Annotated in this window: 16 protein-coding genes; 13 read left to right on the forward strand and 3 right to left on the reverse strand. The window is 67.1% G+C overall.

Annotation, left to right across the window (positions count from 1 at the left end; all coding sequences use genetic code 11):
• The first annotated feature begins 6 nt into the window (after positions 1–6).
• The 3 genes from ACOGXD_RS04755 (at position 7) to ACOGXD_RS04765 (ending at position 2,638) form a co-directional block, all read left to right on the forward strand.
• The gene (locus ACOGXD_RS04755) at positions 7–498 is read left to right on the forward strand and encodes a pyridoxamine 5'-phosphate oxidase family protein (RefSeq protein WP_419916763.1); all 492 of its coding nucleotides are present in this window, start codon (positions 7–9) and stop codon (positions 496–498) included.
• A gap of 94 nt (positions 499–592) precedes the next feature.
• Positions 593–1,141, forward strand: a complete 549-nt coding sequence (locus ACOGXD_RS04760; RefSeq protein ID WP_419855195.1) for a hypothetical protein — start codon at positions 593–595, stop codon at positions 1,139–1,141.
• A 36-nt stretch (positions 1,142–1,177) separates the two neighbouring features.
• Entirely contained in the window at positions 1,178–2,638 is a 1,461-nt protein-coding gene (locus tag ACOGXD_RS04765; protein WP_419916764.1) for a flotillin family protein, read from the forward strand.
• A 9-nt stretch (positions 2,639–2,647) separates the two neighbouring features.
• On the opposite strand, the gene ACOGXD_RS04770 is transcribed toward ACOGXD_RS04765, so the two are convergent.
• Together ACOGXD_RS04770 and ACOGXD_RS04775 are read right to left on the reverse strand one after the other, a co-directional pair.
• On the reverse strand, positions 2,648–3,490 hold the full coding sequence (locus ACOGXD_RS04770) for a TerC family protein (RefSeq protein WP_419916765.1): 843 nt from the start codon (positions 3,488–3,490) through the stop codon (positions 2,648–2,650).
• 92 nt (positions 3,491–3,582) lie between these two features.
• Positions 3,583–4,422 (reverse strand): HDIG domain-containing metalloprotein, encoded by an 840-nt coding sequence (locus ACOGXD_RS04775; RefSeq protein ID WP_419916766.1) that lies wholly within the window; start codon positions 4,420–4,422, stop codon positions 3,583–3,585.
• Between the two features lie 154 nt (positions 4,423–4,576).
• Here ACOGXD_RS04775 and dnaE point away from each other — a divergent pair, with 154 nt between their 5' ends.
• The 4 genes from dnaE to ACOGXD_RS04795 all read left to right on the forward strand — a co-directional run bounded on the left by dnaE (position 4,577) and on the right by ACOGXD_RS04795 (position 11,783).
• Positions 4,577–8,137, forward strand: coding sequence for a DNA polymerase III subunit alpha (dnaE, locus tag ACOGXD_RS04780; RefSeq protein WP_419916767.1), 3,561 nt, complete (start codon positions 4,577–4,579; stop codon positions 8,135–8,137).
• A 105-nt stretch (positions 8,138–8,242) separates the two neighbouring features.
• Positions 8,243–8,422, forward strand: coding sequence for a hypothetical protein (locus ACOGXD_RS04785; RefSeq protein WP_419916768.1), 180 nt, complete (start codon positions 8,243–8,245; stop codon positions 8,420–8,422).
• A gap of 107 nt (positions 8,423–8,529) precedes the next feature.
• Complete coding sequence (gene thrS / locus ACOGXD_RS04790; protein WP_419916769.1) at positions 8,530–10,590, forward strand: threonine--tRNA ligase; 2,061 nt, start codon at positions 8,530–8,532, stop codon at positions 10,588–10,590.
• A 17-nt stretch (positions 10,591–10,607) separates the two neighbouring features.
• Positions 10,608–11,783: a zinc-dependent alcohol dehydrogenase gene (locus ACOGXD_RS04795; RefSeq protein ID WP_419916770.1), complete on the forward strand. Its 1,176-nt coding sequence runs from the start codon at positions 10,608–10,610 to the stop codon at positions 11,781–11,783.
• 139 nt (positions 11,784–11,922) lie between these two features.
• Here the strand turns inward: ACOGXD_RS04795 and ACOGXD_RS04800 are convergent, their stop codons facing one another.
• Positions 11,923–13,068: a DUF222 domain-containing protein gene (locus ACOGXD_RS04800; protein WP_419916771.1), complete on the reverse strand. Its 1,146-nt coding sequence runs from the start codon at positions 13,066–13,068 to the stop codon at positions 11,923–11,925.
• A gap of 673 nt (positions 13,069–13,741) precedes the next feature.
• Between ACOGXD_RS04800 and ACOGXD_RS04805 the strand changes: the two genes are divergently transcribed.
• The 6 genes from ACOGXD_RS04805 (at position 13,742) to ACOGXD_RS04830 (ending at position 18,318) form a co-directional block, all read left to right on the forward strand.
• A complete protein-coding gene (locus ACOGXD_RS04805; protein ID WP_419916772.1) occupies positions 13,742–14,206 on the forward strand; it encodes a hypothetical protein in 465 nt (154 codons plus the stop codon).
• Between the two features lie 13 nt (positions 14,207–14,219).
• The gene (locus tag ACOGXD_RS04810; protein WP_419916773.1) at positions 14,220–14,345 is read left to right on the forward strand and encodes a hypothetical protein; all 126 of its coding nucleotides are present in this window, start codon (positions 14,220–14,222) and stop codon (positions 14,343–14,345) included.
• 122 nt (positions 14,346–14,467) lie between these two features.
• Positions 14,468–14,851 carry a RusA family crossover junction endodeoxyribonuclease gene (locus ACOGXD_RS04815; protein WP_419916774.1) on the forward strand — a complete coding sequence of 128 codons (384 nt, stop codon included), beginning with the start codon at positions 14,468–14,470 and terminating at the stop codon, positions 14,849–14,851.
• 29 nt (positions 14,852–14,880) lie between these two features.
• Positions 14,881–15,711, forward strand: a complete 831-nt coding sequence (locus ACOGXD_RS04820) for a hypothetical protein (protein ID WP_419916775.1) — start codon at positions 14,881–14,883, stop codon at positions 15,709–15,711.
• Between the two features lie 34 nt (positions 15,712–15,745).
• Positions 15,746–15,988: an AbrB/MazE/SpoVT family DNA-binding domain-containing protein gene (locus tag ACOGXD_RS04825; protein ID WP_419916776.1), complete on the forward strand. Its 243-nt coding sequence runs from the start codon at positions 15,746–15,748 to the stop codon at positions 15,986–15,988.
• 257 nt (positions 15,989–16,245) lie between these two features.
• Positions 16,246–18,318, forward strand: coding sequence for a peroxidase family protein (locus tag ACOGXD_RS04830; protein WP_419916777.1), 2,073 nt, complete (start codon positions 16,246–16,248; stop codon positions 18,316–18,318).
• Positions 18,319–18,339: the final 21 nt, after the last annotated feature.

Here is an 18,339-nt window from a genome sequence, read left to right on the forward strand (position 1 = left end):
GACCTGATGGGCGCGCACGGCGGCGACGTGAATTGGGGAGCGTTTGCTGCGGCCAGCCCGGAGTTGGCCGCACGCATCCAGAAACGCTTCGAGAGTCACCTGCACGCAGTCATGGCCACGATCCGTGCCGACGGCGCCCCCCGGATGTCGGGCATGGAAGCCCCGATCCGCGATGGCCATCTCTGGCTGGGGATGGACCGCAACTCGCGCAAGGCCGCCGATCTGCGGCGCGACTCCCGGTTCGGGCTGCACTCAGCGCCCGAGAGCGGGGAGCTGAAAGCAGGCGATGCCCGCATCGAGGGCACGGCGGTGCCGGCCGACGCCGACCAGCTCGAGACTTTCATGCGCGGGCATCACCACGAAATCGACGACGCGACCCCGATGGCCCTGTTCACCGTAAGAATCGCTCACGCCGTACTCGTGCGAGTCGACGGTCAACATCTCGTCGTCGAAACCTGGACGCCGGCAGGCGGCCTGACCGAACGCCGCCTCAGCTAGAACCTCCCCCCGCCTCCCGGCAGCACCGTCTGCGGCAATCCGCGCAGACGGGCGGCCCGCACCGACACGTAGAGTTCCCGCAGGGAGGCAGTTCATGGGCGACTGGTGGCAGGCTCTGACCGGCGATCTGCAGATCTTTTATGCGATCGCCTTCATCTCCAGCTTCTTCCTGCTGGTGCAGATTGCGCTGCTGGCATTCGGCATCGGAGCGGATGTCGACATCGGCGACGAGGACCCGAGCAGCGGGTTCCTCTCGATCCGGACGTTGACCGCGTTCTCGTTTGCATTCGGCTGGACGGGCGTCCTCATGAAGCAGGCAGACCGCTCCACAGCTCTGTCAGTCGGCGTCGCCATCGCCGCCGGGCTCGCAGTGTTCCTTGCCGTGGGCTTCTTGTGGCGCTCGTTTGCGAAGCTCGGCGAGAGCGGCTCGGTCGACTACCAGTCCGCCGTGGGCGCACACGGCACCGTCTATCTCACGGTTGCTGCGAACCGTTCGAAACCCGGCAAAGTCGAAGTGATGGTGCAGGGACGCATGCGGGTCATCAATGCCCTCACGGAGTCCGACGAGAGCCTGCCAGCGCAGACTGCCATCACCGTCGTCGGCGTCGTCGACCCTTCGACCGTGCTCGTGGCACCTCACTAGCCTGACCTTCCCCACCATTCACTACGAGAGGCAAATATGGCCGTCATCGCCCTTGCAGGTGGCATCTTCGCCATCCTGCTGATCGCCCTGCTGTGGATCTCGTCGCGCTTCAAGCGCTGTCCATCCGACCGGATCCTCGTGGTCTATGGACGCGTCGGCGGGGAAGGCGAGTCGGCGAGGTGCCTGCACGGCGGCGGAGCCATGGTGTGGCCCATCGTGCAGGGCTACGCATACCTGGATCTGACACCGATCCCCATCGAGATCAAGCTCCAGGGAGCGCTCTCCCAGCAGAACATCCGGGTCAATACTCCAGCAACGTTCACGGTCGGTGTCTCGACCGAGCCCGGTGTCATGCAGAATGCTGCGGAGCGCCTGCTGGGCCTGTCGCTGCTGGACATCGAGAACTTGGCCCGCGACATCATCTTCGGCCAGATGCGCGTGGTGATTGCCACGATGCCGATCGAGCAGATCAATGCCGACCGCGAGCAGCTCATCACCAACATCACCGAGTCGCTCGAGCTCGAACTTCGCAAGGTCGGGCTGCGCCTCATCAACGTCAACATTCAGGACATCACCGACGAATCGGGATACATCGACGCCCTCGGCCGCGAAGCAGCGGCCCGCGCCATCAGCGAGGCGAAGGTCAAGGTGGCCGAGCAGGAGCGCGACGGCGACATCGGCGCCGCCGAGGCCCAGCGCGAGCAGCGCATCCGTGTGGCACAAGCCAACGCCATTGCAACCGAAGGCGAGAACGAATCGCATGTGGTGATCGCCGAATCTGCCAGCGAGCGGCGCCAGAAGGAAGCCGAAGCCGAACGTGCTGCCAACGCTGCCGAACGCGTCAGCCAGGCCCAGGCCGAACAGGAATCGTTCATGGCTGAGGCAGAAGCCGAGCGGGTGCGCGCCGAGCGCGACAAGGCCGCGCAGGACGCTGACATCGTGGTGCCCGCTCAGGTGGAACGCGAGCGGGTGCGGACGCTGGCCGAGGCCGAGGCCGACCGCATCAGGCTGGTCAAGGCCGGCGAGGCCGACGGTCAGCGGCTGCTGATGGAAGCCGAGGCATTGGGCTTGCTGGCGTTGCTGACCCGCCGCGCCGAGGGCTTGGGCGCGCTGGTGACTGCCAGCGGCGGTGCAGCGCCAGAAGCAGCGCTGCTGCTGGTTGCCGAGCAACTGCCGAACCTCGTGGCCGAGCAGGTGAAGGCCATCTCGAACCTGCAGATCGACAAGATCACCGTGTGGGATTCCGGCGGCGGTCCGAATGGCGAGAACGGCACCACCGCCAACTTCATCTCCGGCCTCATCGGCGCGCTTCCCCCGCTGCACGAAGTTGCCAGCCAGGCGGGCATCCGGCTGCCTGAGTTCCTGGGCGAGCTCGACAACGCAGACACCGTCGAGCGGCTGCGTCAGCTCGCCGAACAGCTTCGTGACCGCTCGGCAAACGCGGACGTCACCGAGGCCGAGGTGGCCGATGACGGCGGCAGCGACGCCGACGTCTAGGGAGCGCGTCTAGGGAGCGTCCCCTGGATCGCCGGGCGGAGTGTCGGCGGTCCCGCTGTCCTCGTTGCTGGCTGGATTCGCATCACCAGCAGGTGCGAATTCGGGCATGCGGCGCTCGTGGAACTCGACGGGCGGCGTGGCTGACTGACGGTTCCGCTTCATCCGCAGATTGAGCGCTTCCACCAGCACCGCGAAGCCCATGGCGAAGTAGATGTAACCCTTCGGGATGTGGAACTCGGCGCCTTCGGCCACGAGCGACATGCCGATGAGCAGCAGGAACGCCAGCGCCAGCATCTTGACCGTCGGGTGCTTGCCCACGAAGCGCATCACCGGTCCTGACGACCACAGCATCACGCCGACGGCAATGACGACCGCAGCGATCATCACACCCACCCGGTCGGCCATGCCCACCGCAGTGATGACCGAGTCGAGGCTGAACACCAGGTCCAGCAGCAGGATCTGAATGATGACCCTGGTGAACGTGGCGCCTGCCCGGTCGCCCGCATCATCGTGGTCGTCGCCTTCCAGCTTGTGGTGGATCTCGAATGTCGACTTGCCCAGCAGGAACAGCCCGCCGCCCAGCAGGATCAGGTCTCGCCCTGATAGCTCATGGCCGAACACCGAGAACAGCGGCGTCGTGAGCCGCACGATCCACGAGATGCCGAGCAACAAGAGCACCCGCATGCCCATGGCCAGCGACAGGCCCACGACGCGGGCGCGCTCGGCTTCCTTCCCGCCCAGCCGTCCGGCAAGAATCGAGATGAAGATCACGTTGTCGATGCCGAGCACGATCTCGAGCACCGTCAGCGTGACCAGAGAGATCCAGACCTCAGGATTCGCGACCCATTCCACGAGCGCACACGCTAGAGCGAGCGCCCGACGCGCCCGCAGCTACTGCCGGGTCCCGACGCTTGAGCTGTGGCTGACCCGACGGCGCGTCGTGCTCAGCGAGTGTCGTCAGCCTGGTTGGAGGCGGCGGCCCACCAGGCGTCGAGGCGGCGGCGGACCTCGGCGTCGCCGAACTCGCCTTCGGTGCGGCGCAGCTCCAGCAGGAACTTCATGGCGCGGCCCACGTCGGGCCCCGGCGAGAGCCCGAGATGGGTCATCACCTCGTCGCCGTTCAGCTCGGGGCGGAGCTCCTTGTGGGCCTGCTCGCGGGCCAGCCGGGCGATGCGCACCTCGAAGCGGTCGAGCGCGTCGTGCAGGGCCTCGACACGCTTCACGTTGCGTGACGTGCAGTCGCTGCGGACCATGTCGTTCAGATCGCCCAGCAGCGGCCCGGCGTCGCGGGCATACCGGCGCACCGCTGCGTCAGTCCAGCCGGTGTCGTACCCCTTGAAGCGGCCCGACAGGTGCACCAGGCGGGCGACTTGCGACGTCAGATCGTCGCTGTAGCCCATCTCGGGCATGCGGCGGCGGGTCATCTTCGCCCCCACCGCCTCGTGGTTGCGGAACGTCACGCCGCTGTGGGTGATTTCGCGGGTGAGCGGCTTGCCGATGTCGTGGAAGAGTGCGCCGAGGCGCACCCGCAGGCGGGGCGGGCTCTGGGCCACCACGGCGATCGTGTGGGCAAGCACGTCCTTGTGGCGGTGGATCGGGTCCTGCTCCAGCGCCAGCGCGGGCAGCTCGGGAAGGTGCTCATCGGCCCAGCCGCTGTCGACCAGCTCCCACAGGCCCGGGCGGGGATCGTCGACCACCAGCACGCTGTTCAGCTCGTCGCAGGGCAGCACAGCGCCGGCGTCGAGCTCCAGCTCGTCCACATCCGCGCGTTGCTCCGAAGCCATGCCTCCATGATGCAACCCTGCGAGCGGCCCTCCAACCATGTTTCTTGGGGTTTTGCGCATCTCGGGTCGCGGGCTGCCCGCGGGTTCGCCGCGCGCAAATGCGACCCGTCTATGTTCGACAGACGGGCCGTTTTGGACGAGATCGAGGAACAGCGTGGCAGCGTCGTTCGTGCACCTGCACACCCACACCGAGTACTCCCTGCTCGACGGCGCGGCGCGCGTCAATGAGGTGGTCGCGGCGGCGGCAGCCGACGGCCAGCCGGCGCTGGGCATCACCGACCACGGCAACATGTACGGCGTCCTCGACTTCTACCGGGCCTGCAAGACGTACGGCATCAAGCCGGTCATCGGCACCGAGGCCTACATGGCGCTCGAGAGCCGCCACGAGCGCCCCAGCCGCAACCGGGCCAAGAACGCCAAGGTCGACGACACCGGCGACGACGGCGAGGGCGGCGGGAAGCTCTACTACCACCTGACGTTGCTGGCCCACAGCGACGCCGGCTACCGCAATCTGCTCAAGCTGGCCAGCCGGGCCTTCCTCGAGGGCTACTACTACAAGCCCCGGATGGACTGGGAGATGTTCGCCGACCACGCCGAGGGGCTCACGGCCACCACCGGCTGCCTCGGCAGCGTCGTGCAGCAGGCCCTGCTGAACGGCGACTACGACGAGGCCCGCCGCCGGGCCGGGCGCCTGCAGGACATCTTCGGCCGCGACTCGCTGTACGTGGAGCTGCAGGACCACGGCATCGACGCCCAGCACGACTGCAACCCGCAGCTCCTGCAGATCGCTCACGATCTCAACGCGCCCCTGCTGGCCACCAACGACCTGCACTACACCCACCAGCACGATGCAGTGGCGCACGACGCGCTGCTGTGCGTGCAGACCGGGTCGCTGCGCAGCGACGCCGACCGGTTCAAGTTCCACGGCGACCATCACTATCTCAAGTCGGCCAAGGAGATGCGGGAGCTGTTCAGCGAGTTCCCCGAGGCGTGCGACAACACGCTGGCGATCGCGGATCGAGCCGAGACCAACATCGAGTTCGGCCAGGTGCTGCTGCCGCACTTCGAGGTGCCCGCTCCCCACGCCGACGCCGACGCCTACCTGTCGCACCTGGCGTTCGAGGGGGCGAAGCGGCGCTGGGGCTCGAACGTGCCCGAAAGCACTGCTGCACGCATCGCATACGAGCTGCGGGTCATCTCCGACATGGGCTTCAGCAGCTACTTCCTGATCACCTGGGACCTCATCCGCCATGCCCGCGAGAGCAACATCCGGGTGGGGCCGGGGCGGGGCTCGGCGGCCGGCTGCGTGGTGGCCTACTGCCTGGGCATCACCGACCTCGACCCGATCAAGTATGGCCTGCTGTTCGAGCGGTTCCTGAACCCGGCCCGCATCTCGATGCCCGACATCGACATCGACTTCGACGACCGCTACCGCGACGAGATGATCCGCTACACGGCCCAGAAGTACGGCCACGACCACGTGGCGCAGATCATCACCTTCTCCACCATCAAGGCACGAGCGGCGGTGCGCGACGCAGCCCGGGTGCTGGGCAAGCCCTATTCGCTGGGCGACCGCATCTCCAAGGCCATGCCGCCGCTGATCATGGGGCGCGACACGCCGCTGGGCGCCTGCCTCGAACCCGACGACAAGCACGCCGACGGGTACGCAGCCGCTGCCGAGCTGCGCACCATGTACTCCACCGACGACGAGGTGCGCGAGGTGGTGGACGTGGCCCGCGGCCTCGAGGGCCTCATCCGGCAGGACTCGGTGCACGCCGCCGCGGTGGTGATCAGCCCCGAGCCGCTCACCGAATACCTGCCCATCCAGCGCAAGCCCGAGTCGGGCACCGACCCCGACGAGGCCCCGATCGTCACCCAGTTCGACATGGGCGGCGTGGAAGACCTGGGCCTGCTGAAGATGGACTTCCTGGGGCTGCGGACGCTGTCGATCATCGACGATGCGGTGCAGCTCGTTGAGCGCAGCAGCGGCACGCACCTCGACATCGACGCGGTGCCGCTCGACGACGCCGCCACGTTCGAGCTGCTGTGCGCCGGCGACACGATGGGCGTGTTCCAGCTCGAGTCGACGCCAGTGCGGTCGCTGCTGCAGTCGATGCGCCCCACCCGGTTCGAGGACATCTGCGCGCTGGTGGCGCTGTACCGGCCCGGGCCGATGGCCGCCGACATGCACAACAGCTACGCGCACCGCAAGAACGGCCGCCAGCCCGCCACCCCGCCGCACCCCGACCTCGCCGAGCTGCTTGAAGAGACCTACGGGCTGATGATCTACCAGGAGTCGATGATGCGGGTGGCCCAGGAGATCGCCGGCTACTCCATGGCCGAGGCCGACGACCTGCGCAAGGCGTGCGGCAAGAAGAACCGCGAGCAGATCGCCGAGCACCGCACCAAGTTCGTGGAAGGCAGTGTGGCGAAGGGCTACACGGAAAACCTGGGCAAGCAGCTCTTCGACATCATCGAGCCGTTCGCCGACTACGCGTTCAACAAGAGTCACGCCTTCGCCTACGGGCTGATCGCCTACCAGACGGCGTACCTGAAGGCCAACCACCGCACCGAGTTCCTGGCGGCCGTGCTGACCGGCTCGAAGCGCAACATCGACAAGGCAGGCGTGTACCTGGCCGACTGCCGCCAGTCGGGGATCGACGTGCTGGTGCCCGACATCAACCGCTCCGAGCTCGACTTCACCGCCGACGGGCGGACCATCCCGTTCGGGCTGTCGGCGGTACGCAACGTGGGCGAGAGGGTGGCCGTGCCGATCCTCGACGAGCGTGTGGCCAACGGGCCGTTTGCCGACTTCGAGGACTACTGCATGCGTGTGCCTCGGGAGGTGCTCAACCGGCGGTTCACCGAGTCGCTCATCAAGGCAGGCGCCTTCGAGACGTGCGGGCACAGCCGGGCGGGGCTGCTCCGCGTATTCGAGCAGATCGTCGAGTCGGCGCTGCGCCGGCGGGAGGAGGCCGCAGCCGGGGTGCAGTCGCTGTTCGGCGGCGGCAACGGCCAGGCCGGCAGCGGCAGCGACGACGGCGGGCCGGGCTTCGACGAGCGCATCGAGGTGCCCGACATCGACGCCTCCGAGCGCGACACGCTGGCGTGGGAGAAGGAGCTGCTCGGGCTGTACGTGTCCGACCATCCGCTGCGCGGCGGCGAGGCCCAGCTGCGGCGATCGGTGACCTGCCAGGTGTCGGGGCTTGGCGACCTGCAGCCCAGCCACGACGGCAGCCAGCAGTGGGTGACGCTGGGCGGCGTGGTGCAGAGCCTGCAGCGCCGCTACACGCGCGGCGGCGACCCGATGGCCCGGTTCATGCTCGAAGACCTGTCCGGCTCGATCGAGGTCACCCTGTTCCCCAAGGGCTTCGCTGCCGCGGGCGCCACGCTGGCCGAGGATGCGGTGGTGCTGGTGCGGGGCCGGCCCGACCGTCGCGGCGAGGGCGAGACGACGTTCCTGGCGAACGAGGTGGAGCCGCTGGAGCTGCGCAAGGGGCCCGTGCCGGTGTCGCTCGACGTGGAGCGGGTGGACATCGACGACCACTGGCTGGAAGCGTTCGAGCAGATGCTGTCGGACTACCCCGGCGATGCGCCCGTGCACATCCGCGTGGGCGACTCGGTCGTGCAGCTGCCGGAGTCGCGCTGGGTGGATGCCCGCACGCTGGCCGGGCCGATGCGGGAGCTGCTCGGCGCGGACGCCGTGCGCACCTAGCCGGTGGCGGCGGGGCCAGACCACTAGTCTTTCCCGGTGGCTGCGAGCGCAGCCGGCCCCCGGGTCCGCGGCATCGGCCGCTGAACAGCTTCTTCAGGAGAACGCATGAGCGACGCCGATACCCGCAAGGTCGACGGAAAGGCGATCGAGGACCCGCACAAGATGATGGTCCCGTTTGCGAAGTTCAAGAGCTTCGAGTTCGCCGACAAGCTCTGGGTGCTCGGCGGGCTGCTCTTCCTGATCATCCTGATCAACATCGTCTTCTCCGGCGGCACCGGGGGCTAGTCGCTGCGGTATGTCACCCGCCCCATGACGTGCGCTCGATGCAGTTCGGCTGGCGCCACGTCGCAAATAACTCGCAATCGCAGGGCTGAGGCGAGGAAACTGTCCCTATGAGCGGCGACGGGTCCGAGCCAAGCGACATCGGCGGCGGGCGTGCCGCTGTCACCGTGGTGCTGCCCGACGGGCAGACCCGGGAACTTGCCGGTGGCGCGACCGGCGCCGATCTCGCTGCGTCGCTGGGGCGGCGGGCGGCCAAGGACGCCTTGATCGCCGTTGCCGACGGCGAGCAGCTCGACCTGAACCGGCCCTTGCCCGACGGCGCCTCGGTGTCGCTGGTGTTCCCGTCGTCGGACGAGGGGCTCGAGGTGCTGCGCCACTCGACCGCTCACGTGCTGGCCCAGGCGGTGCTGCGGCTGTACCCGGGCGCCACGTTCTCGATCGGGCCGCCGATCACCGACGGCTTCTACTACGACTTCGACCTGGGCCTCGACGACAGCGGGCGGGCGCGCACGTTCTCCGACGAGGATCTCGAGGCGATCGAGGCCGAGATGCGGGCCATCGTGGCCGCTCGCCAGCCGTTCATCCGCGCCGAGGTGGATCGTGCTGCGGCCGACGAGCTGTTCGCTGCGCACCCCTACAAGATCGAGATCCTCGACGGCGAGGCCGACGACCCGGCGTCGGGCCCCGAGGGCGGGGTGATCACCACCTACCGCAACACCGACGAGTTCGTCGACCTGTGCCGCGGCCCTCACGTGCCCGACACTGGGCGGCTGGGCCACTTCAAGCTGATGCGCGTGGCGGGCGCGTACTGGCGGGGCGACGAGAACCGCCAGATGCTCCAGCGCATCTATGGCACCGCGTGGGGCTCGAAGGCCGAGCTGGCTGCGCACCTGGAGCGGCTGGAGGAGGCCGCCAAGCGCGACCACCGCCGGCTGGTGACCGAGCTGGACCTGCTCAGCTTCCCTGCCGAGCTGGGCGGCGGGCTCGCCGTGTGGCATCCCAAGGGTGCGGTGATCCGCAGGATCATGGAGGACTACAGCCGCGACCGCCACGAAGCGGGCGGCTACGAGTTCGTGTACACGCCGCACCTGGCCAACGCCCAGCTGTTCGAAACCTCCGGGCACTTGGATTTCTACGCCGAGGGCATGTACCCGCCGATGGAGATGGACAACGGCATCTACTACCCCAAGCCGATGAACTGCCCGATGCACTGCCTGATCTTCAATCAGCGCCAGCGCTCGTACCGGGAGCTGCCGCTGCGGCTGTTCGAGCTGGGCACCGTGTACCGCTACGAGCGCTCAGGCACCTTGCACGGGCTGATGCGGATCCGGGGGTTCACCCAAGACGACAGCCACCTGTACGTAGCGCCCGAGCAGCTGCCGGACGAGATCGAGCGACTGCTCGACTTCGTGCTGTCGGTGCTGAACGCGTTCGGCTTCGAGGACTTCGAGTTCAAGCTGTCCACTCAGGATCCCGACAAGTACGTGGGCGACGACGAGGGCTGGGAACGAGCGACGGCTGCGCTGCGGGCTGCCTTGGACCGGCGCGGCCACGACTACATGGAAGCCGAGGGTGAGGCGGCGTTCTACGGGCCGAAGATCGACATTGACGTGACCGATGCGATCGGGCGCTCGTGGCAGCTGTCCACCATCCAGGTCGACTTCAACCTGCCCGAGCGGTTCAACCTGCGCTACACGGGCGCCGACGGCGAGGTGCACCGGCCGATCATGATCCACCGGGCGCTGTTCGGCTCGATCGAGCGGTTCTTCGGGGTGCTGGTGGAGCACTACGCCGGCGCATTCCCGCCGTGGCTGTCGCCGGTGCAGGCGGTGGTGCTGGGCGTGCGGGCCGACCACGATTCGTTCGCCGAGTCGGTCGTGGACCAGCTCGCCGACGCGGGCTTCCGGGCCGAGACCGTGCCCGCAGATGACCCGCTGGGGGCACGCATCCGGCGAGCCAAGTTGGAGAAGGTGCCCTACGTGCTGGTGGTGGGCGACGACGACGTGGCGGCGGGCACGGTGGGCGTGAACCCCCGCGGCCAGCCGGTGCAGCGTGACGTGCCGCTGGCCGAGTTCATCGCACAACTGGCCGACGAAGTAGGCAGCAAGGCCACTGATGTCGGCGGCGCAGGCGCCGACGCCGGCAGCACGGCCGTCTCGGCAGGCGACTGAGGGTCGGGCGGGCGGACGTGAAGGCGCTGGTCTTTGAGCGCAAGGAGCTGCGGTTTGCCGCGGCGATGGCCGCGGGGAAGCTGAAGCCGGGATCCGGTGCTGGGGTCGGCCCGTTGCGCTTGACCGAGATGGATCCGCCGGAACTGCCCGGCGACGGCTGGCAGTACGTGCGACCCACCCTCTCAGGCATCTGCGGTTCCGACCTGGCGACGGTGGACGGGAAGGTGTCGCGCTACTTCGAACCGCTGGTGTCGTTCCCGTTCGTGCCGGGCCACGAGGTGGTGGGTCACACCGACGACGGCACCCGGGTAGTGCTCGAGGCGGTGCTCGGTCACGAGGCCCACGGCTATGCCCCGCCATGGCCCGACGCTGCTCCCGCCGACGGCGACGACTACAGCCACCTGATCGGGGGCCAGATCGAGGCGGGTCTGCAGACCGGTTCATGTGTGTCCACCGGGGGCGGCTGGTCGGAGATGTTCGCCGCGCACGAGTCCCAGCTGCATTCGCTGGGATCGCTGGGCCCCGAGGACCTGTCCGACCATGCCGCGGTGATGATCGAGCCGACCGCGGCGGGCGTGCATGCTGCGCTGCGGTCTGGCGTGACCGAGGGCGGTACGGCGGCGGTGATCGGCGCCGGCACGATGGGCTTGGTGGCGGTGGCTGCGCTGCGCCAGTGCACCGGTGTCGCGGCGATCGTGGTGGGAGCCCGCTACAGCCACCAGCGCCGCCTCGCCCGAGAGCTCGGCGCCGACCTGGCGGTGTCGCCCGACGAGCTGGGCCGGGCCGTGCGCCGGGCCGCCGGCACCCGGGTGATCGGCGAGACGCTGGGCTCAGGCACCCACGTGACGATCGACGCCGTGGCCTCGTCAGCGTCGCTGACCGACGCCATCGCCCTCACCCGCCCCCGCGGCCGCGTGGTGGTGCTGGGCATGCCCGCCAACGTGGAGCTGAACCTGTCGGCCCTGTGGCACCGCGAGACTGAGCTGGTGGGTGCCTACTGCTATGGCACCGAGCCGAGGCTGGACGGGGGCCACACCTTCGAGGCCGCGATCAAGCTGGTGCGCGACTGCAACCTGGAACGCCTGGTGTCCGAGCTCTACCCGCTGGAGGACTACCGCGACGCCCTCGAACACGCCGCCAACGCCGGCTCCCGAGGCTCCACCAAGATCGCCTTCGACCTCCGCGAGACCTAGTCCCTAGCCGCAGCCGAGACACCGCGCCCAGTCGCAGCAACGACACCACGCCCGGCCACAGCCAAGACGCCACGCCCAACGGCGGCACAATCAGCGTCGCCGACCCGTGAATCCCACACCCCGGCGGGCCCCGGCAGGATCAACTCGGAGGGGCTCGCAGCCTGAATCGGCCCTTGGGGCGGTCGCGTTCGACCGTGAAGCCCTGTTCGTGAATCTTGACCTTGTGGCAGTTGTTGCAGACCGTCACGAGGTTGGCGTAATCGGTGGGACCGTCGTCTCGCCACTCGGTGACGTGATGGGAGTAGCAACGCTCGGGTGCGATGCCGCAACCGATGCAGCCCTGATCCCGCAGCGCGAGCGCGGCGCGTTGGAATTCGTCGGCAGTACGCCGGGTGCGACCCATGCGCAGGTCGGCGGTCGCGTCCTCGAAGATGACCGGCAGCACCTTCATCTCAACTGCGGCCTTGGCGATATCCCCAATCGGAATCGGAGTGCCGTCTGCCAAGCGTGTGTTCCGGAGCTGGTGGTTGACCATGTCGTAATCGGCGACCACTAGCAGCGTGGTGCCGGCGGGTCGACGAGTGCCCGGTTCCAACAGGAGCTTGGTGATTGCGTCGGCAGTGCGCTGCGCAGGAGTGGGGCGCGCCTTGGGATCTTCGTCGCGGAACATGCTGCGCTCGGTAGCTGCAACCACCGTGTTCACCCTCGCACCAGTCAGCGGGTCGAGTTCGAGGTGGAGCACCACCATGCCGTCGTCGCGGCGGGTGAAGACCCGTCCGGCGCGTGATCGGCGCTGGCGCTCCAGCAAGCTCTCCCCGTCATCGCCGCTGCGGTCTGCTACGTGACGCGCCACGGTCCGCCGGAACTCGTCATAGCCCTCACAACGTGCCCGCCCAGCCAGGAATCCTTCGTCGATCGGGGCATCCCCAGCAGCACGAGCGATCAAACGGGCGTGCCCCGGGGGAATCTGCCCCGACGCAAGCCCGCTCCGCGTCGCGTCGAGCTCCCCAAGCGCCTCTGCAGTCTTCACGTCGGCACGCGCCGCACGTCCCGAAACCGCCAATGTGTCCTTGGCAACTTGCTCAGCAACAGCGGTGCTGTCACGGCGCGCTATCTCGCCCAGCGTGTCGGCATACATCGCCTCCAAACCAGACCGGGCACGTCCAATCTCGACCAGGCGCGCACGCAACGACTCATCGCACAGATTCGCGACATCCACCGCCGCCACACGCACGCAGCCGGGCGCAACCTCGCTCGGTTGGCTGAGCTCGCCGTCGTTCGTCACAGAAACAAACGTACGAAGGGGGTGTGACACACTCAGCCACGCCATCGTGACCTGCAAAGAGCTCCGACCCCCTGATCAAAGTCACGTTTCTCGATGTGGTGCCTGCTGACGGCACGTAGGGCAGAGGCCAGCCAGCGTGCCGCACACCCGCTGTAGTTTCGCGGTACATGAACGAACGTCAACAATGGATGCAACGTCTCGACAACCTCGTTGGGCACCTGCGCGCTGAACTGCGTCGGAGCCAACGGATGGGCAACAGCACGAGAGCATCGTGAGGCGCTGGATCGACTTCTCCCTGCTGCTTGGCCACGATCCGGTCAATTTGACCGAGAGTTCATTGAAGACTTGCTGGATCATCAGCGCAACCCGTCCGCGGGTTCTCGCCGGAGCTATAGGTCGAATCTGCGGGCTGGTGACGGTGGGCATCCGGCGACGCCTCACGGGCACACCAAATGCCTAGCGATGTGGCAGCGGCTCGCTATCGACGAGGCATTCGTCGTATGGGGCACAGTGGAATCTCCCGTGCAGCGCGACCGCCACCGCGAACGAATACAGAAGACTTGGCTGCGCTGATCGACGACTTGCGTGCAACGTCTTGGAGTGCTGCCCACGTCGATGTGAACTACCGGGCGCACCAGTCAGCAAACAGAATGCTCAACAAGAGTGAAGACCAATGAGGAGATGGGTCGCCGCAACCGCGGCATTGACGCTGCTGCTCACCGGATGCAACAGCGCAGAGCCGGAGGCCGTGCCGGACACGGCCACGGTCGCAGACGTCACAACGACCACGGCCACGCCGATTGTCGCCACGACATCCGCTCCAGCACAAACAACCACGTCAGCTCCCACGAGGCCAGTAACGCTGGAGGGATACGGCAAAGCACTCACGGGCATCCAGCTTGACGAGGGCCGTTACATGGTCGAAGCCACAGCCGAAGGCATCGACGGTGGAGTGTTCTCGGTGGTGCTGAGCACCGAGACGTGTCACGAGATCATTGCGTTGGAGATGTTCACGCGGACTGCTGCGAATCAGGCAACGGTGACAGTCGGGAACGGAATCTTGGAGTGCAGGCCGGGGGTAGCGGACTTGGAGATCGACACTCCCGGACGCTGGACCGTGACAGTCACCAAGCGTTAGGAGAGGATCACCAATGAGTCATCAAGGATGGAGCAGGTCACAGCTTGCGGAGGAGCCCGACCACGCCGATTACGTGGGCGCGAAATCCGACACCGAGACTGCGTTGCTCTTGCGCTCCATCCGCCACCCCCTCACATAGGCAACAAGACACTCCCCGATCAGCGCCCGGTTCGGGCACGACTCGACACTGCCGAAATTGCGCCGGCCGATGCCGGCCTGCGTGCCTAGGCTCAGCGCGAATCTCGGCAGGTGAGGATTCGCGTGGTTGAGTTCGTTGTCGTTGGCACTCCAAGGGCCCATCGCGCGAACTCCCGACCGCTGTGGCAGGCCAAGGTGCAGGCAGCTGTTCCAGAACAGGACCAACTGCTCGATGGACCTCTATGTCTCCGCATCGACTTCTTCTTCAGCGAGGCGACAGACCTCGACACCGACAACATCATCAAGCCGATCCAAGACGCGCTCGAAGATCTCGTGTACGAAGATGACAAGACCATCGTCGATGTCTGCGCCCGGAAGGTCGACCGGGTGAATCCGCCGCCGGTCATCGGCGCACCAGTGACTCTTGCTCGGGCGCTCGGTTCGACGACTGGCGACTTCGTCTATGTCCGGGTCGCCGAGGCCCGCCCTGAGGTGACATTCTCATGACGGTGAGGGCTGCTGAACACATCGCACTCATGAGTGCACGCGCAAGGTACGAGGCGGATGGCTACGACGTCAGCCTCAACGAGCGCTTGCCGGAGCCGTTCGAGTCATTCATAGCGGATGCGGTCGCTCGCAGGGATGACGAGTTCGTGGTTGTCGAAGTAAAGGCGACCCCCATGAGCGACGATGCCAGTCGCCGGCTCGAACGACTCAAGAAGACCTTTGCTGACGACTGTGGATGGCGACTCGACGTCGTGACGTATGAACGTGACGGACCGCCGCCTGAGCCGGACCTCGCACTTGTGAATCGCCGGGTGCGCGAGGCGCAGCAGCTGGCCGCCGTGTCCCCCGATGCGGCCAGCTTGGTGCTGTGGTCAGCGATCGAGGGGGCCCTGCTCTGGGAAGCTCACCAACGAATGATTGCTCCGGAGCGCCCACTGCCGCCACGCAGTCTGATTCAACAACTCACCATCGACGGCGTGCTCAGCGACAACCAAGCCGCTGAACTCAAGGACTTTGCAAGTCGGAGAGACGCAATCGCACACGGCATGTGCGCCGACGCTCCGAGTCCAGAGAAGTTCGATTGGCTCGGCCGATTCGCCCTCGCCCTCGCCGAAGGCCGCCACGCGGACTTACACGACATGATTGTCTGGTTCAGAGACAACTACGCCTCGCCCGAGGAAGTTGGCGTCCCGTTCGTCAGCGACCTCGGCGACTATCTCTGGGTCGAAGGCAACGGCCCCCATGATGCGGAAGAAGTACTGCGCAATCAATTTGAGGACGCCCTCGACGCAGACATCGATGAAGCTGTCAGGATCATCCAGGACGACAGCTTCGAATGGGCCCGCCGCGACTATGGGTGATTCTTCTATCTGTAGGGCATCCGGGGATGGCAACGTGCCTGAGTCGACCATTACTTCGAAGGGCCTAACGACGTTGGCTCGCCGGGTTCGAGAGTGCTTGTCACTGCAGCCGGGCGACCGGTTGCGCTACTTCATTGACGGTGGCACCGTTCGGTTCGCGGTCGTCCGTCCAGTCGGCCATCTGTTCGGCACCCTGCAGTTCGACGGCCCACCTGTGACGCTGGATGAGATGGGCGGCGCAATCGCTGAGACGGCCGGGGGCAGGATCCGGCGCTGATCTCATAGTCGATGGCTGCTCGTCGCGCCCTCCTAGCGAGGCCATTTCTCGCCTTGAATCTCTCAGGTAGTCCATAGAGAACGCTCAGCCCGAGATCGGCACTACTGCGGGCAAGCACGATTACGGTTCGGCGCTCAGCCTCCGTTCACAGCATGGGGTGATATGCGCCCCGCACTGTGATCGGGGGCTGTTGTGATTTCACATCCCCCATCAGAGGCAGCGGCCCCGCCGCAGCATCTCAAGGAGCGCGTCCCCCCGTGCGATACCTCCCCCCGTTCCGTCGACTCATCGCGCCCGCAGTCACGTTGGCCCTCGTCTTGGTGGTGGCTGCGCCGCCGCTGCAGGGCCAGGCCTTGGGCGTCGGCTCGACTGCCGACAGCATCGAAGCAAGCACCGATGCGAGCAGCGACACGGCTGCCGGCTGGGTCCCGGACGGGAGCAGCGTGGTGTGGGAGGCCGACCTGGCAGTGGGCAGCCACGATGATCTGCTGGGCTACGTGGCCTACGAGTGCGGAGATCTCACCAACGGCGGCTTGACGTGGGAGGAAGAGCGCTACGAGGTGCGGGGCTTGGCGTTCGCCCCGGCAGAGCCCGGCGGCAACAACGGCACGGTAAGCATCGACTTCGAGCCCGAACTGCCTGATCGGGCCAGTTCGCTGCGGCTGCAGCTCGGCTCGCTCGGGCTCAATCTCGCCGACGCCGCCATCGATGGCGGCTCCTACACGTGGGACGGCGTCGAGATCGACTGGGCGAGCGGCGACACCGTCGCCGTCAGCCTCGAGGAGTTCCCGCAAGGCTTCATGCCCCGAGCCTTCGACGGCCGCCGCAACAACCTCGACAACCCGGCCTGGGGGTCGGCCGGCATCGCCCTGCTGAAGCAGGCCGCCGACGCCTATGCGGACGGAGTGTCCACCCCGGCGGACGGACGGCCGAACGCCCGCACCGTCAGCAACCTCGTCTTCGCCCAGGACGAATCGGTGCCGCACGCACTGGGGGGCAGCGACCTCGTGTGGCAGTGGGGCCAGTTCATCGACCACGACATCACGCTGAGCCCAGACAACCTCGACGAGGCGTTCTCGATTGCCGTGCCGAGCGGCGACCCGGTGTTCGATCCGATGGGCCTCGGCGAGATGACCATCGAGCTGCACCGCTCTGCGTCTGATGCCGGCACTGGCACCGGCAGGGACAATCCACGCCGGCAGGTCAACGCGCTCACGGCGTTCGTCGACGGCTCTCAGGTGTACGGCTCGGACCGCGCCCGGGCCAGCGCGCTGCGCGCCAACGACGGCACCGGGAAGCTCAAGACATCGGAGGGCGGCAAGTTCCTGCCGTACAACACCGGCGGGCTCGACAACGAGGGCGGGGCGCACCGCACCAACCTGTTCGTGGCAGGCGATCTGCGGGTCAACGAGCAGATCGGCCTCATCGCCATGCACACGCTGTTCGTGCGGGAGCACAACCGGCTGGCCGACGTCATCGCTGCGGGGAACAGCGACCTGGGCGGCGATGAGATCTACGAGCTGGCCCGCAAGATCGTCGGGGCCCTGATCCAGAACGTCACCTACAGCGAGTTCCTGCCGTTCCTGCTGGGTCCCGACGCCCTGGGCGAGTACGCGGGCTACGACGCATCGGTGGACCCGACCATCGCGAGCGAGTTCTCGGCGGGGGCGTACCGGGTCGGACACACCTTGCTGTCATCGAACCTCCACCTGCTCGACGACGACGGCGAATCCACTCATGTCGGGTTGAGGGACGCCTTCTTCCGCCCGGCGTTCTACGACGACCACGACATCGCCGAGGTGCTGCGCGGCTTCGCGACACAGCGGGCCCAGAATGTCGACGCTCTGGTCATCGACGATGTCCGGAACTTCCTCATGCGCGGGCCGGGAGGGCCAGCCTTCGACTTGGTCGCCCTGAACATCCAGCGGGGCCGCGACCACGGCCTCAGCGACTTCAACACGGCGCGCGAGGCGTATGGCTTGGACCCGGTGACCAGCTTCGCCGACATCAGCTCGGATGCCGATGTCCAGCAGGCCCTCGCTGACGCCTACGGCGATGTCGACGATCTGGACCTGTGGGTCGCGGCGCTGGCCGAGGACCACGTCGAGGGCGCATCGGTCGGCGCGACGCTGCAGGCCGTCATCGGCGAGCAGTTCCGACGCCTGCGCGACGGCGACCGCTTCTGGTTCGAGAACGATCCGTTCTTCGCAGCCAACACCGACCTGCTCGACGAGGTGCGCTCCACCACGCTGGCGGACATCATCCGCCGCAACACCTCCGTCGGGAGTGAACTGAGCCACAACGTCTTTGTCGTTCCGGACGGCGAGTAGGCCAGAGCCGGAAGGTGTCAG

The sequence above is a fragment of the Candidatus Poriferisodalis sp. genome, assembly GCF_965204125.1.
Lineage (GTDB): Bacteria > Actinomycetota > Acidimicrobiia > Acidimicrobiales > Poriferisodalaceae > Poriferisodalis.